General features: G+C 73.4%; 14 protein-coding genes. 6 read left to right on the top strand and 8 right to left on the bottom strand.

Translation table 11 applies throughout. The features are described 5' to 3' along the window. Positions 1–301: 301 nt before the first annotated feature. Genes dhaK through ACFYY7_RS29090 form a run of 3 tightly spaced genes read left to right on the top strand, consistent with a single transcriptional unit; the run spans position 302 to position 2,358 of the window. Positions 302–1,294 (top strand): dihydroxyacetone kinase subunit DhaK, encoded by a 993-nt coding sequence (dhaK, locus tag ACFYY7_RS29100; RefSeq protein ID WP_388665963.1) that lies wholly within the window; start codon positions 302–304, stop codon positions 1,292–1,294. 45 nt (positions 1,295–1,339) lie between these two features. Further along, complete coding sequence (gene dhaL / locus ACFYY7_RS29095) at positions 1,340–1,951, top strand: dihydroxyacetone kinase subunit DhaL (protein WP_388666124.1); 612 nt, start codon at positions 1,340–1,342, stop codon at positions 1,949–1,951. Beyond that, entirely contained in the window at positions 1,948–2,358 is a 411-nt protein-coding gene (locus tag ACFYY7_RS29090; protein WP_351256298.1) for a PTS fructose transporter subunit IIA, read from the top strand. Before dhaL ends, ACFYY7_RS29090 begins: the two co-directional genes overlap by 4 nt. Positions 2,359–2,425: 67 nt before the next feature. Here the strand turns inward: ACFYY7_RS29090 and ACFYY7_RS29085 are convergent, their stop codons facing one another. Continuing rightward, positions 2,426–5,875: a phosphodiester glycosidase family protein gene (locus ACFYY7_RS29085; RefSeq protein ID WP_388666121.1), complete on the bottom strand. Its 3,450-nt coding sequence runs from the start codon at positions 5,873–5,875 to the stop codon at positions 2,426–2,428. 292 nt (positions 5,876–6,167) lie between these two features. On the opposite strand from ACFYY7_RS29085, the gene ACFYY7_RS29080 reads away from it, so the two are divergent. Continuing rightward, a complete protein-coding gene (locus tag ACFYY7_RS29080) occupies positions 6,168–6,680 on the top strand; it encodes an NUDIX domain-containing protein (protein WP_388665960.1) in 513 nt (170 codons plus the stop codon). Positions 6,681–6,719: 39 nt separating this feature from the next. Here ACFYY7_RS29080 and ACFYY7_RS29075 read toward each other — a convergent pair whose 3' ends face one another. Continuing rightward, on the bottom strand, positions 6,720–7,664 hold the full coding sequence (locus tag ACFYY7_RS29075) for a M56 family metallopeptidase (RefSeq protein WP_388665957.1): 945 nt from the start codon (positions 7,662–7,664) through the stop codon (positions 6,720–6,722). An 81-nt stretch (positions 7,665–7,745) separates the two neighbouring features. Continuing rightward, the gene (locus ACFYY7_RS29070; RefSeq protein WP_388665954.1) at positions 7,746–8,192 is read right to left on the bottom strand and encodes a BlaI/MecI/CopY family transcriptional regulator; all 447 of its coding nucleotides are present in this window, start codon (positions 8,190–8,192) and stop codon (positions 7,746–7,748) included. A gap of 123 nt (positions 8,193–8,315) precedes the next feature. Between ACFYY7_RS29070 and ACFYY7_RS29065 the strand changes: the two genes are divergently transcribed. Both ACFYY7_RS29065 and ACFYY7_RS29060 read left to right on the top strand, forming a co-directional pair. Continuing rightward, positions 8,316–8,975, top strand: coding sequence for a DedA family protein (locus ACFYY7_RS29065; protein ID WP_388666118.1), 660 nt, complete (start codon positions 8,316–8,318; stop codon positions 8,973–8,975). Beyond that, on the top strand, positions 8,975–9,577 hold the full coding sequence (locus tag ACFYY7_RS29060) for a phosphatase PAP2 family protein (protein WP_388665951.1): 603 nt from the start codon (positions 8,975–8,977) through the stop codon (positions 9,575–9,577). The genes ACFYY7_RS29065 and ACFYY7_RS29060 overlap by 1 nt, the downstream gene beginning before the upstream one ends. Before the next feature lie 27 nt (positions 9,578–9,604). Here the strand turns inward: ACFYY7_RS29060 and ACFYY7_RS29055 are convergent, their stop codons facing one another. The 5 genes from ACFYY7_RS29055 to ACFYY7_RS29035 form a co-directional block, all read right to left on the bottom strand. After that, a complete protein-coding gene (locus tag ACFYY7_RS29055; protein WP_388665948.1) occupies positions 9,605–9,928 on the bottom strand; it encodes a DUF6191 domain-containing protein in 324 nt (107 codons plus the stop codon). A 116-nt stretch (positions 9,929–10,044) separates the two neighbouring features. Beyond that, complete coding sequence (locus tag ACFYY7_RS29050) at positions 10,045–11,085, bottom strand: NAD(P)-dependent alcohol dehydrogenase (RefSeq protein WP_388665945.1); 1,041 nt, start codon at positions 11,083–11,085, stop codon at positions 10,045–10,047. 82 nt (positions 11,086–11,167) lie between these two features. Then, a complete protein-coding gene (locus ACFYY7_RS29045; protein ID WP_388665942.1) occupies positions 11,168–11,941 on the bottom strand; it encodes an SDR family NAD(P)-dependent oxidoreductase in 774 nt (257 codons plus the stop codon). Beyond that, positions 11,938–12,609 (bottom strand): TetR family transcriptional regulator, encoded by a 672-nt coding sequence (locus ACFYY7_RS29040; RefSeq protein ID WP_351256278.1) that lies wholly within the window; start codon positions 12,607–12,609, stop codon positions 11,938–11,940. Before ACFYY7_RS29040 ends, ACFYY7_RS29045 begins: the two co-directional genes overlap by 4 nt. An 86-nt stretch (positions 12,610–12,695) precedes the next feature. After that, on the bottom strand, positions 12,696–13,907 hold the full coding sequence (locus ACFYY7_RS29035; RefSeq protein WP_388665938.1) for a PP2C family protein-serine/threonine phosphatase: 1,212 nt from the start codon (positions 13,905–13,907) through the stop codon (positions 12,696–12,698). Between the last annotated feature and the right edge of the window lie 89 nt (positions 13,908–13,996).

Genomic DNA, 13,996 nt, shown 5'->3' with positions numbered 1-13,996 from the left:
TACCAGCACACGCCGCTCGTCGAGATCGAGGAGCGGTGGCTCACCGCGGCCGGCCGCCCGGTCCTCGTGCGGAATGGGGACGGCGTGCGCCCCGGCTCGGGCGATCCGCCGAACAAGCGGACTCCCGGACCCGGCCGGTCATCGGTTCGGCTGTCTCCGACACAACGTGATACCCCATCAGTAGAGTCGGCAGCGACCCGGCGACAGCTCGGCCGGAGCCCCGGAGTCCGACGAGGTGGCGGCCCCGGCCGGGCTGCGGACCCCGCTCGGCGCCACACCTCCCAACTCCCAGGAGATACCGTTGAGGATGCTGATCAACGTCCCCGAAACCGTTGTCGCGGACGCACTGCGCGGTATGGCCGCCGCCCACCCCGAGCTGACCGTGGACGTCGAGAACCGCGTCGTCGTGCGGAGTGACGCGCCCGTGGCCGGGAAGGTGGCGCTCGTCTCCGGCGGCGGGTCCGGGCACGAACCGTTGCACGCGGGGTTCGTCGGGCCCGGGATGCTCTCGGCGGCCTGCCCCGGAGAGGTGTTCACCTCTCCCGTGCCGGACCAGATGGTGCGGGCCGCCGCCGCGGTCGACAGCGGTGCCGGGGTGCTGTTCGTAGTCAAGAACTACACGGGTGACGTACTGAACTTCGAGATGGCCGCGGAGCTCGCCGAGGACGAGGGCATCCAGGTCGCCCAGGTACTGGTCAACGACGACGTGGCCGTGACCGACAGTCTTTTCACGGCGGGGCGGCGCGGCACGGGCGCCACCCTGTTCGTCGAGAAGATCGCCGGGGCGGCGGCCGACGAGGGCGCCCCGCTGGAAAGGGTGGAGGCCGTCGCCCGGCAGGTGAACGAGGCGTCGCGGAGTTTCGGGGTCGCGCTCGGCGCCGTCACCACACCGGCCAAGGGCTCCCCCACGTTCGATCTGCCGGCGGGTGAGCTGGAGCTCGGGATCGGCATTCACGGCGAGCCGGGGCGGGAACGCCGGCCCATGATGACCTCGCACGAGATCGCTGACTTCGCGGTGCACGCGGTGCTCGACGACCTGCGGCCGACCGGGCCGGTGATCGTGCTGGTCAACGGCATGGGCGCGACGCCGCTGCTGGAGCTGTACGGATTCGCCGCCGAGGTCCAGCGGGTGCTGTCCGAGCGGAGTGTCGTCGCGGCTCGTACGCTCGTGGGGAACTATGTGACCTCGCTCGACATGGCGGGCTGTTCGGTGACGGTCTGCCAGGTGGACGAGGAGCTGCTGCGGCTCTGGGACGCACCGGTGGAGACCCCGGCGCTGCGCTGGGGCCGATGACCCGCCCGTACCGCACCCGTCATGCTGGAGCGACAAGGAGATCATGTGCTCGACGCCGACTTCTTCCACCGTTGGATGACCTCCGCCGCGGCCGAGGTGAGCCGTGAGGCGGACCATCTCACCGACCTCGACTCCGCGATCGGGGACGCCGATCACGGCCGCAACATGCAGCGCGGGTTCGCGGCGGTGACCGCGGTCCTCGGCGAGGAGTCGCCGCAGACTCCGGGGGCCCTACTGATGCTGGCCGGAAGGCAGCTGATCTCGACGGTCGGCGGTGCGTCGGGCCCGCTGTACGGGACGCTGCTGCGGCGCACGGGCAAGGCCCTGGGCGATGCTCCCGCCGTGACGCCGGAGCAGTTGGCGGAGGCGCTCGGAGTGGGCGTCGCGGCTGTGGCGCAGCTCGGTGGGGCGCAGGCCGGGGACAAGACGATGCTCGACGCGCTGCTGCCTGCCGCCGAGGCGCTCGGCACCTCGTTCGGGGCGGCCCGGGAGGCGGCCGAGGCCGGGGCGCTGGCGACGGTTCCGATGCAGGCCCGCAAGGGCAGGGCAAGTTATCTGGGTGAGCGCAGCATCGGTCATCAGGACCCCGGGGCGACGTCCTCGGCGCTGCTGATCGCCGCGCTGGCCGATACGGCGGCGGACGGGGGCGGCGCATGAGCGACGGGAATCAGGTCGGGATCGTGCTGGTCTCGCACAGCGGCCCGGTCGCCGAGTCCGTGGCCGAGCTGGCCCGGGGGCTCGCGGCGGGCGGCGCCACGGCGCCGGTGGCTGCCGCCGGAGGCACCCCCGCGGGTGGCCTCGGGACGAGCGCGGAACTGATCGCCGCTGCCGCCAGGTCGGTGGACTCCGGCGCGGGCGTCGCGCTGCTGGTCGATCTGGGCAGCGCGGTGCTCACGGTCAAGTCGATGCTGGCCGAGGGGGACGAACTGCCGGACGGCTCGCGGCTGGTGGACGCGCCGTTCGTGGAGGGTGCCGTGGCGGCCGTGGTCACCGCGTCGGCGGGTGGCGACATCGCGGCGGTGGAGGCCGCGGCGTCGGAGGCGTACGGGTACCGCAAGCTGTAGCCGGGCGGGGCCGCCCGCACCCGTGTCGGGGTGCGGGCGGCTTCCGTCCGGTCCGGCTCCCGGTCGATCAGGCGGCCGGAGCGGACCCGGCTGCGGCGACGGTGATCCGCACCTGCTGTGTCGTGCCGTTGACCGTCACGGCGAGGGTGATCGTGCCCGGCCGGAGCGCGGTGAGGGTGCCGGTGGACGGATCGAGGACCGCCGTGTGGCGGGGGCGGACGCCACTGCGGTCACCGATGTGCACGTTCGGCGAGCCGGTCCAGTCGGCGGCCAGCGGGAAGCCGACCGGGACGCTCCGGGTCCCCTGGGTGACCGTCGCGGTGACCTTCGTACGGCTTCCGGTGGCGAGTACCGACGGGGCGTCGATCCTCAGCGCGTCCACATGTGCGCGGGTCTGTACGGAGATCCAGTCGGGCCCGCCCTGCCACGGCCGTTGCCGTGCCGCGGCCTGGGCTCCCTGGCCGATGCGGTCGGCGCCGACCAGCGACCAGCCGGTGAAACCGCCGTCGTCCGCGGGTCCGGCCGGTGCCTTGCCGGAGTTGCCGTTGATCAGATACGGCACTCCGTCGACGTGCGAGGCGTGGAAGACGCCGACGTGGCTGCCGATGAGGGCCGCGCCCTTGCCCGTCGTACGGCGGAAGTCGGCGAGCCACTGTTCGACCAGGGCGGCCTCCTTGCGGTCCCCGAGCTGGCTGCCCTTCTGCACGGTCGGATCGCGCGGCGGCACGTGTTCGATGACCATCAGCGAATCGACGGTCCGGTCCCCGGCCGCCGCGTCCAGCTGGGCGCGGAGCTGCTTGATCTGGGCGAAGCCGCCGCCGCGCAGGCTGAGGCTGGAGGTGTCGAGGGTGACGACGCGGGTGCCCTTGTGGTCGAACGTCCGCTGGGCGGGCCCGAACTCGGTGATGAAGTTGTCGATCCTGCCGCCCATCACCTCATGGTTGCCCGGTACGTAGTACCAGGGCAGCGTGTCGCCGAGTTCCTCGGTGAGGATGCGGCGGGCGAAGGCCAGGTCCGCGGGCGATCCCTCGTCGACGAGGTCCCCGTTGACGACCAGGAAGTCCGGGGCCGCCGCCTTGATCTCGCGCAGGGTGCGCCGGGCCTGGGCGACGATCGCGCTGTCCGGGTCGCGGGCGACGAATTGGGCGTCGGACATCACCGCGAACCGCCAGTCCCGGCGCCCGGTCACGGCCGCCGGGTCGATCAGCGGGTCGGCGGGAGCGGCCTGTTCGGGCAGGTCGACGGTGGGCGGGACCTGGGCGGTGAGTTCGTCGATCACGATCTCACCGGTGTACTGCTTGGCCGCCGCGGTCTCCGCGAGGTAGAAGCGGGACACGGAGAGCGGCATGGCGGCTCCCGGCGGCACGGCGAAGGTGACCTGCCGCCAGCCGTTCCAGGTGACGTACGGTCCGCGCAGCAGCTGGTCGGAGCCGGCGGCGTCCTTGAGGTGCAGGGTCGGCCAGGCGCCCCGGCCGTCGCCCTTGATCCACAGCTTGAACGACTGGGGCTGGCCGGGCACGGTGACCGGCTGGGGCGGGGCGGCGTAGGCGGCGCGGGTGGCGGTGGAGCGGGTGAAGTCGTAGGTGAGCTTCAGTCCGGTGCCGGTGTGGCCGTCCGGGGTGGCCGCCAGCGATCCGTCCGCGCGCGCCTGGCTGAACTTCCAGGACCCGGCGTCGTCGAAGGAGGAGACGGCCTGCTCGGTGAGGCCGACGCTGACGGCGAGGACGGTGGTGGTCCCCGCGACGCTCGCCTTGATCTGCCCCGCGCCGGAGCCGGTGCGTGAGGCGACGGTGAACGAGCCCTGCCCGTCGTCGCGGATGTCGAAGAGGGCGTGGTCGTAGTCGAGTTCGATGTCGCGCGGTTCGACGGGGGCGCTGGTGCCGTGGGCGTCGAATCCGACGATGCCGAACGTGCCGGTCGCCCCGGCGTCGGCGAGGCCCACCCGCCGGGTGGTGGGTTCGGTCCGGGCCAGCTCGTCGAGGACGGTCAGGGAGGTGCTCCCGCGCGCCGGTCCGTGTTCGGCGCGTACGTCGGTGGTGCCGCTGCGACGTGCGGTGAAGAGCCCGTCGCCGTCTACCGTGCCGACCGATCCGTGTGCGGTGCGCCAGCGCGGGGCGCCCTTCGCGGGGCCGTAGGTCTCGTCGTACCCGGTCGCGGTGAGGCGACGGGTGAGGCCGGGGAAGACCCGGTCGGGGTGGCCGCCCTTGACGGGGTCGGCGCCCGGCGCGGCACCGGCGGGGGTGCGGGGCTCGACCCAGTAGCCCTTGAGCCGGCCGCTGCCGTCGGGGGCGGTGAGGGCGAGGCCGTTGGGGACGGTGCGCTCGCTGCCGTCGGACGGGCTGTTCTCCACCCGCAGCGCGTCGCTGCCGGGTTCGCGGGCGACGAGGGTCGACGATCCGCCGCCGTCCAGGTTGAGCGCGCTGTACGATCCGGCGCGCTTCATCATCAGGCCGAGTTCGGTGAGGGTGACGCCGCCGCTGTCGGCCTGCCGCCCGTCCACGGTGAGGATCTGCATGGTCCGGCCGTCCTCGGAGAAGCCGACGGCGGTGCGGGGTGCGGCAGTGTTGTTGCCCTCGCCGTCGTGGTCCTGCGCGACTCCGTCGACGACGAGGAGTTCCCGGCCGCCGACGGCGGTACGGGGCACGGCCCCGCTGTCGGTCCGGGCCCGGTAGGTCAGGGACACCGGGTCACCGGGCTTCAGTGCGCCGAGTGCCACGGCGCCGGCCTCACGGCCGACCAGGACGGTGGTGCCTTCGGGTACGGCCCCGGAGCCGGGTGCGGGCGAGACGGAGACGACCTTGCCGTCCCGTACGACCGCTTCGGCGACCGGCGTCGCGCTGTCCACGGTCAGGGCGCGGTCGGCGGTTCCCCAGGCGGAGGTGTACGCGCCGACCTGGCCGGCCGGCACGTTGGCCGCGTTGTAGGCGGCGAGCGGACGCTGTCCGGCGGGCAGGGTGAGCGTGCCCTCGAAGTACAGGTTCAGGATGCGGCCCGCGCTGTCGGGGCCGATGCCGACGGCCCGGTTGATGCCGGGGGCGGGCGACTGGACGGTGGCCCCGTCCTTGATGCCGATGCCCTCGGGCGCGCCGGTCTGGTTGATGTCGAAGAAGTCGGCGTTGATCGCGGCGACGGTGCGGCGGCCGCGGCCCGCGTCGTGCCCGGAGGCGAGTTCGGAGACGCTGTGCCGTTCGGAGACCTTGCCGGAGGAGAGGTAGTCGGCGCGTACGCCGCTGCCCGCGAGGTCGACCGAGAGGTTGTCGACGCGCAGCCACTTGTCGGACTCGAGCCGGTCGTACGAGCTGAGGCGGACCCCCGGGGCGATCGGGCGGGAGGTGCGTGCGGTCTCGATGCCGTCGCCGTCCGCGACCGAGCGGGGCGCCCCCGCCGGGTTGCTCGCGGGTGGCGGGGCGACCGGTCTGAGGATCTCGGCGGAGGTGCGGGGTCGTGGATCGGGGTTCGAATCGGCGAGCGCGGGAGAGATCGCGCCGACGGTCAGGGCGGACACCGTCGCGAGCAGCACGGCCGGGCGCGCGAGAGTCCTGTGCCCTCGCGCCGCCCTCCCGCGCGGTCCGGTTGTCCTGCCGACTATGCCAAGGCCCACAAGTCCTCCTGGATTCCTGATGGTTGCGCGGCCCGGTCCGGGCGCGGGCGCTGTCGGCGGACAGCATGGCCGGGTGCGCAACGGCGCACCAGGGGGCATCGGGAACCTCGCGGCGAACAGGACGCGTCGGCTCGATGACGGCAGTGATCAGCACGAAGGGGGTGTCGCCGACGGCACTCCGCCCAGGTCGGGACGCAGACTTGACGGCATGCCGAACCGGAAGCGCGCCAGGCGCAGTGCGGGCCTTCTCCTGTTCCGACGCTCGGGCGAGGCCGGATTCGAGGTGCTCATCGGGCACATGGGCGGCCCGTTCTGGGCGGGTCGCGAGAGTGCGGCCTGGTCGGTCCCCAAGGGGGAGTACGAATCCGAGGAGGAACCGGCGGCCGCCGCCCGGCGTGAGTTCGCGGAGGAGTTCGGGCATCCGGTGCCGGACGGTGAGTGGGTGGCGCTGGGCGAGGCGCGTCAGTCGGGCGGCAAGACCGTGACGGTGTGGGCGCTGGAGGCGGATCTCGATGCCGCGACGGCCGTCCCGGGGACGTTCACCATGGAGTGGCCGAGGGGGTCGGGCGTGCGGCGGGAGTTCCCGGAGGTCGACCGGTTCGCCTGGTGCACGCCCCGGGAGGCGGCCGAGCGGCTGGTCGCGGGACAGCGGGTCTTCCTCGACCGGCTGCGGGAACACCTGGCGGACGGGCGGGGGACGCCCGATCAGGAGGGGGCCTGAGCGAGCCCGCCGGACGACCGGGCGGCGGGGATCAGCGTGTCAGTGGTGCGCGCCCTCGCCCTGTGCCACCTCGATGCTGCTGTGCAGATCGTTCGCCGCGTCGAGCGCGGCGGCTCCGGAGGCGACCAGGCAGGCCAGCAGCACCGCGGCCGCGGCACGGCCGACGCGGGAGCGTGCGGTGTTCCGGCCGAGGAGTGCGGCGACGCGGCGCGGTACGGGCCCGGCCGCGGCGGCGAGCGCCACCCGTGGGCGGGGCTGCGGGGCGTCTTCGGCGGCGCGTGCGGCGAGGGCGGCCCGGCCGATGGCGCGGGCGGCGATCCGCCGGTCGCCGACCGCGGTGGCGGCCGCCTCGTCGGCGCAGCGTTCCAGGGCGTAGCCCATGGGGGCCCTCAGGGAGCGCAGCGCCGGGTGGCAGAGCGCGGCGGCTTCGACCGCGGCGACGAAGAGGTGGTGACGGCCCGCGAGATGGGCGCGTTCGTGCGCCAGCAGGGCATCGCGCTCGGCGGGGTCGAGGGCGCGCAGCATTCCCGTGGTGACGACGATGCGGCCGGGAGTGCCGGGGCGGCCGGGCAGTGCGTAGGCGTCGGGGCGGCTGTCCCGCAGGACGGCCAGCTCGCCGTCGGCGCGCCCGTCGAGCCCTCCGGCCCGGCGCAGCTCCGCCCAGTGACGGCGGGCGGCGCGGGCGACGGCGGCGGTGCAGCCCACGAGGAGAGCCAGTGCGGCGGCGGCCAGCGGCACGGTGGCCGCCGGGACGGCGTCGGAGAGCGGTCTGACCAGCTCGCCCAGGGCGAAGACCGCGGAGAACCGGGTCGCGCCGGGCACCACGAGCAGGACCAGGGCGAGGACGCTGCACAGGGCGAGGCCGACGCCCGTCGCGGCGAGCAGCCGTACGGCGCGCACCGGCGAGAGCGCGTCCGCCAGACGGCGGGCGGCGGGCACCGCCAGGAACGGCATCAGCAGTGGCACCCACACGGCGTAGATCACTGGGCCTCCCCGGACAAGGCGCTCGCGGCGGTCATGGCGGTGGCGGCGCGGATCACGAGGGCTCCCCGGTCAAGGCCCGGATCATGAGGTCCCCCCGTCGAGCAGGTCCCGGAGCAGCTGCTCGTCCTCGTCGGTGAGCTGTGAGACGAAGCGGGCCAGGACGGTGCTGCGGTCCTCCTGCTTCCGCAGTTCGCTGTGCATGCGGCGGGCGGTCAGTCCGGGCTCGTCCTCGGTGGGCGTGTAGGCGAATCCGCGGCCGGCCCGGGTGCGGTCTACCGCGCCCTTCTCGTACAGGCGCGACAGGATCGTGGTGACGGTGGTACGGGCGAGTTCCGCGCCGATCGCGCCCTGGACCTGGCCCGGGGTGAGCGGTGTTCCCGCGGCCCACAGCGCCGCCAGGATCGTGGACTCCAGCTCGCCGGCGGGGCGCCGTTCGGCAGTGGCGGGGTGCGATGCCGGTCCCGATGCCGGTTCGCCGTGTGCGTGGGGGCCGGGTTCGCCGCTCGATATCCCCTTCACCTGGGACATGGGAACTCTCCTCGCCCTTCGGGCGTCTACAGCGATGTAGACCGTCTACATCACTGTAGTCAGTCCGGGCGCTCCGTCGGGTCGCCCGCTCACCATTATGGGAGACCCTCCACCGTGTCCGTATTGTCACTGGTGTCCGCGCCACAGGCGGTGAACCTGCTGGACGCGGGGTCACTGCTCGGGGCGTTCGGCGCGCTCGGCGTCGCCGTCGTCCTCTTCGCCGAGACGAGACTGCTCGTCGGTTTCTTCCTCCCCGGCGATTCCCTGCTGTTCACGGCGGGCCTGCTCTGTGTGTCCGGCGCCCATGGGCCGGTGCACCTGTCGTGGCCGCAGGTCCTGATCGCCGCGGTGGCCGGCGCGCTGCTGGGCGCCCAGACGGGTTACTGGATCGGTGGCCGGGGCGGCCGGGCCCTGCTCGCCCGCAGCCGCTCCGAACGGCTGCACGAGGGCGCCGCCCGCGCCGAGGAACTGCTCGGCAGATACGGCCACGCGCGGGCGATCGTGCTGGCCCGCTTCGTACCTGTCGTGCGTACGGTGCTCAACCCGCTGGCCGGGGCACTCGGCGTCCCGGCCCGGGTGTTCGCCCTGTGGCAGGCCGTCGGCGGGGTGGTCTGGACCGCCGGGCTCGTCCTTGCGGGGTACGCGCTGGGGTCCTCGGTGCCGAACGTCGACCGCTATCTGCTGCCGATCGTCGCCCTCGTGGTCGTGGTCTCCCTCGTCCCGCTCGCCGCCGAACTGCTCCGCTCCCGGGGCCGGCGCACCCCCGAAGGAGAGAACAGCTGATGCCCACCGCCTCCATCGCCACCTCGACCGACGGCGGCCTGTACACCTGGATCAGCGAGCTGGCCCAGCGCACCCCCGCCGTCGTGGACTCCGCCATCCGGATCTGGTCGGACTACGGGCTCGTCCTGTTCGCCCTGCTGATGCTCGCGTCCTGGTGGCGCTCCCGCTCCACCGATCCCGCGCGGACCGCCATGGCGCTCTGCGCCCCGCTCGTCGTGGTGGCCGCGTATCTCGCCAACGACCTGGTGAAGTCGCTCTTCCACGAGCAGCGGCCGTGCCAGACCCTCCATGTCGTGACGGTGGAGGCGTGCCCGGCGCTCGGTGACTGGTCCTTCCCCAGCAACCACGCCGCCATCGCGGCGGCCGCGGCGACGGCGATCCGGCTGGCCGACCGCAGGCTCGCGGCGATCGCGGTGCCCGCCGCCGTGCTGATGGCCGCGTCCCGGGTGTGGATCGGTGTGCACTACCCGCACGATGTGCTGATCGGGCTGGTGACCGGCGCGCTCGCCGCCTGGCTGCTGACGACGGCGGCGCGGCGCTGCGCCCCGGCGGTGGTCCTGCTGCGCGGCACCGCGCTGCGCCCCCTGGTGGCGACGCGGTGAGCCGGGACGCTCCGGGGCCGGTGCCCGCTACCGGGAGGCGCCGTCGGGCAGGCGGATGACGGCACGGCCACCGTCCAGGTCGACGGTGGAGCGGTGGGGCGGAGCGCCGTCCTCCTCGTCGTCGCGCATCAGCAGGGCGCTCCGGCGCTCCTTGAGCTCGCTCTGCTTGCCGGGCGAGAAGCTCGCGTGCAGCTGCTCGAACCCCGTCGCCGACACCTGCCCCTGCCGCGCGCTGTTGCGCCACGGCAGCAGGCCCGCCCGGCCCGCGCGCAGCATCAGCTGATCGAGAAAGGCGACCGCTGTCAGCCCGATCACGAGTCCGGGCAGGGTCATCAGCGCGACGAATTCCATCCGCCGAGTCTCCCCCTCGGGCGGCGCGCCGCGCATCGGTCGCGAGTATGACGATGCGGGCCGCCGCAATCCGCGACGGCCCGCACGACCGTGAGCGAGGAGGGCTTCCCGGCCGGTCAGCCGTTGGGGAGGATGACCGCGCGGCCGTTGATCTTGCCGTGGTGCAGCCGCTCGTACGCCAGCGGCGCCTCGTCCAGGGAGTACGTCTCCACGTGGACCTCGATCGATCCGGCGCGGGCGAGGTCGAGCACCTCGGCGAGTTCGGAGCGCGATCCCCAGTACGGGGAGGTCACCGTCGTGTTGTACGGCAGCGAGCCGAAGCCGACCGGCAGCGCGCCGCCGCCGAGACCCACGATCGTGACGTCGGAGTCGATGGCGGCCGCGGCCCCGGCGGTGGCGACGGTGGGCGGCGCGCCCACGAAGTCGAGGATGACCTGTGCGCCGATGCCGCCGGTGAGTTCCCGGACCTTCGCCGCGGCGCCCTTGTCGGACAGCACGGTCTCGTGCGCACCGACGGCGCGGGCGAGAGCGAGCTTGTCCTCGGTGACGTCGAGGGCGATGACCCGGACGGCCGTCATGGCTCGCAGCAGCTGGATCGCGACGTGGCCCAGGCCGCCGGTGCCGATGACCACGGCGGTGGCGCCCGGCACCAGCTTGGGCAGCGAGCGCTTGATCGCGTGGTACGGGGTCAGGCCCGCGTCGGTGAGCGGCACGGCCTGGACCGGGTCGAGGTCGCCGAGGGGCGCCAGGTGGCGCGGGTCGTCGACGATCATGTACTCGGCCATGGCGCCGGGCGCACCGAGTCCGGGCGGGGCGATGCCGAGCTCCTTGGCGCGCAGGCAGTAGTTCTCCTTGCCCTCGGCGCACTTGACGCAGGTGCCGCAGCCCCAGGGGCCGTAGACCGCGACGGACTCGCCGACCGTGAGCCCGCTCACGCCGTCGCCCAGGGCGGCGACGGTGCCCACGCCCTCGTGGCCGAGGGTGAGCGGCAGCGGGAAGGGGATCTGGTCCGCGGGCCGGCTCATCACGGCGATGTCGGAGTGGCAGACACCCGCGGCGGTGACCTTCAGCATCACCTGGCCGGGGCCGGGCTCGGGGTCGGGCACGGTGACGACCTCGGGTGCTGCACCCACGGTGCGGTACTGAACGGCCTTCATGGAATTCTCCTCACGTTCTCTGCTCCATTGGTCACCCCCGTGCCCCCGTCCGCCAGTCGCCCCCGTTCCCCCTGTCCGCCACTCACGAGGCGGAGTAGCCGCCGTCCACGAGGTGGTAGCTGCCGTGGATGAAGGAAGCGCGGTCGGAGAGCAGGAAGGCGGCGAGTTCGGCGACTTCCTCCGCCTTGCCGAGGCGTCCGGCCGGGTGCAGCGAGATCAGGTGGTCGCGGGCCGCGCTGTCGGTGTTGCGCAGCAGCGGCGTGTCGATGAAGCCGGGGCCGACGGCGTTGACCCGGACGTTCCGGTCCGCGTATTCGAGGGCCGCCGTCTTGGTGAGGCCGACGACGCCGTGCTTGGCGGCCACGTAGGCGGGCGATCCGGCGAAGCCGTTGGTGCCGAGGATCGACGACATGTTCACGACGGCGCCGCCGCCGGCCGCGACGATGGCGGGAAGCTCGTAGCGCATCGAGTAGAAGACACCGCTGAGGTTGGTGGCGACGACCCGGTCCCAGTCCTCGATCCCGTACTCACCGGTGGGGTTGCTGGGGCCGCCGATGCCGGCGTTGTTGACCGCGAGGTGCAGGGCGCCGAAGGAGTCCACGGCGAACCGGACGCCAGCTTCGACGGAGGCGGGGTCGGTCACGTCCATGGCGACCGCGGCGGCCTTGGCGCCGGCGCTCTCCAGTTCGGCGACCGCCTTGCGGGCACCGGCCTCGTCGTAGTCGGCGACTACGACGGACGCTCCGCCCGTGGCCAGCCGGTGGGCCAGGGCCAGTCCGATGCCGGAGGCTCCGCCGGTGATGAGGGCGGTCTTGCCGGTGAATTCCTGGTCGGCGGGGGTGGGGGTGGTGCTCATGATTCTGTGCTTCCTTCCGTGGTGCTGTGCTGCGCCTGCCCGGCGGGGGGCTGTGCGAGCAGTTCGCCGGCGAGGGCGTCGAAGGCCTGCCCGATCAGTCGGGGCAGGTCGTCCGGTTGCCCGGCGCGTGCCCAGGCGGCCTGGGCCGCGAGGAGTGCCCCGGCGCCCGCGGCGACCGTGACGGCGGGGCGGATGTCCCGTCGCGGGTCGACCCCGAGCCGGTCCGCGACGATGGCGACCGAGTCCTCCTGGGCGTCCACCCGGATGTGGTGGAACGCCGCGTAGAGGGTCGGTTCCTGCTCGGCGAGGACCAGCAGGTCGAAGATCCGCTCGCGCCGGTGCCAGGCCTGCGCTCCGGGGGCTTCGAGCCAGTCCTGGACGGCCCGGCGGTAGGCGGTGAGCGGGGGCTCGTCGGCGGGGCGGGCCCGCAGGGCGTCGTTGATCCGGTCGCCGTCGCCCCGGAGCGAGTCCAGGACCGCGGCTTCCTTGCTGGTGAAGTACCGGCTGAAGGTGCGCCGGTCGACGTCCGCGCGTTCCGCGATCTCCTCGACCGTCACATTCTTCAGACCCCGGTCGAGCACGAGCTCGAACGCGGCCTGTGCCAGTGCGTCCCGGGTTCTGCGGGCCTTGCGGCTCCGTCGCTCCGGGGTCTTCCGTTCCGGATTCATAAGTGCACCGTACACCTAAAAATGTCCCGACGCGACACAAGTCTCGTCGGGACATTTGATCGTACCGGGTTGTCCTTCCCGGCCGGTTACCGGCCGCTGGACGCGAAGGCTTCCCGGCGGGCGCCGTGGTCCGCCGTCCTGGTCCGGTGCGGGGTGCCGTCCGGTGCCCGGCGCAGCGCGATCACGGCGACGTCGTCACGTCGTACGCCGCCGGAGAACGCCTCCAGGTCCGCGTGGAGCGCGCGCAGGAGCTCGAACGGCTCCAGCTCCGTCCAGCGGCTCAGCCGGGCGTCCAGCGGGTAGAAGGCGCCGGACGGGTCACGGGCCTCGGTCACTCCGTCGGTGCAGAGCAGGAGCGTGGCACCGGCCGGGAGGTCCAGAGGTTCCGCGACCCGCGCCTCGTGGCCGAGTTCCGCCATGCCCAGCGGGACGAACGTGTGGTCCAGCGGGAGCGCGCGGACCACGTCCTGGTCCAGCAGCCGGGGCGGCAGGTGGCCGCAGTTGACGGCCTGGACCCGGTCGCTCCCGTCGAAGCCCAGCACCAGTGCCGTGACGAAGCGCTCGGTCTCACCGGTCTGTGCGGTGAACGCGTTGTGCCGGGCGACCGCGTCCTCCAGGGCGTCGACCACCCCGGTCAGGTCGGGCTCCCGGATGGCCGCTTCCCGGAACGCTCCGAGCACGGCGAAGCCCACCCCGATCGCGGCGAGCCCCTTGCCCTGGACGTCCCCGATGATCGCCCGGGTTCCGTAGGGCGACTCGACGACCTCGTAGATGTCGCCGCCGACCAGCCGGTCCTCCTCGATCGGTGTGTAGATGCCGTGGGCGAGGACCTGGTCGGTCAGGATGGGCAGCGGGCGCAGGATCTGGCGCTGGAGCGCCCCGGCGGCGGAGCGCAGCCTGGCGATCTCGGTGGCGTGGCGGATCCGCAGCACGCACGAACCGACCCCCAGGAAACAGGCCAGCACGGTGAAGGCGACGCTGCTGACGGTGTCCCAGAACGTTCCGCCGGCCACCAGGCGTGAGCACACGACGACGGCCGTGATCCAGGTGGCCACGCCCATGGTCTGCCGGACCGTTCCGAAGACGGAGACGAGGGCGGGGACGACCACCAGCAGTGGTACGAGGTGCAGGTCCTTGCCGGTCCGGAAGTCCAGGAGGACGACCAGGACGGTCAGCAGTGCCAGCCCCGCGAACAGCGCCGGGTTCCCGACCCGTGGCGCGAGAACGGCCGCCTCCCCCGCGTCCGTCCCTGGGAGCGCCGCTCCACATGTCGCAGCCTGGCACTGAGGCCGGATCATCACGGCCGACTCCTCCCGGGACCTGCCGGCACGGTGCCGGCGTTCCCTCCCAGTGCACCCGGTTCCGAGGCGCGGCGCACGTGGCTTAC

This window comes from Streptomyces sp. NPDC001933, from assembly GCF_042890955.1.
GTDB lineage: Bacteria > Actinomycetota > Actinomycetes > Streptomycetales > Streptomycetaceae > Streptomyces.
This window is presented reverse-complemented; position numbering and strand designations above follow the sequence as displayed.

Coding starts and splice junctions, on each gene's coding strand:
- ACFYY7_RS29090 (WP_351256298.1), top strand. CDS start 1,948: ATGAGCGACGGGAATCAGGTCGGGATCGTGCTGGTCTCGCACAGCGGC.
- ACFYY7_RS29080 (WP_388665960.1), top strand. CDS start 6,168: ATGCCGAACCGGAAGCGCGCCAGGCGCAGTGCGGGCCTTCTCCTGTTC.
- ACFYY7_RS29070 (WP_388665954.1), bottom strand. CDS start 8,192: ATGTCCCAGGTGAAGGGGATATCGAGCGGCGAACCCGGCCCCCACGCA.
- ACFYY7_RS29060 (WP_388665951.1), top strand. CDS start 8,975: ATGCCCACCGCCTCCATCGCCACCTCGACCGACGGCGGCCTGTACACC.
- ACFYY7_RS29055 (WP_388665948.1), bottom strand. CDS start 9,928: ATGGAATTCGTCGCGCTGATGACCCTGCCCGGACTCGTGATCGGGCTG.
- ACFYY7_RS29050 (WP_388665945.1), bottom strand. CDS start 11,085: ATGAAGGCCGTTCAGTACCGCACCGTGGGTGCAGCACCCGAGGTCGTC.
- ACFYY7_RS29045 (WP_388665942.1), bottom strand. CDS start 11,941: ATGAGCACCACCCCCACCCCCGCCGACCAGGAATTCACCGGCAAGACC.
- ACFYY7_RS29040 (WP_351256278.1), bottom strand. CDS start 12,609: ATGAATCCGGAACGGAAGACCCCGGAGCGACGGAGCCGCAAGGCCCGC.
- ACFYY7_RS29035 (WP_388665938.1), bottom strand. CDS start 13,907: ATGATCCGGCCTCAGTGCCAGGCTGCGACATGTGGAGCGGCGCTCCCA.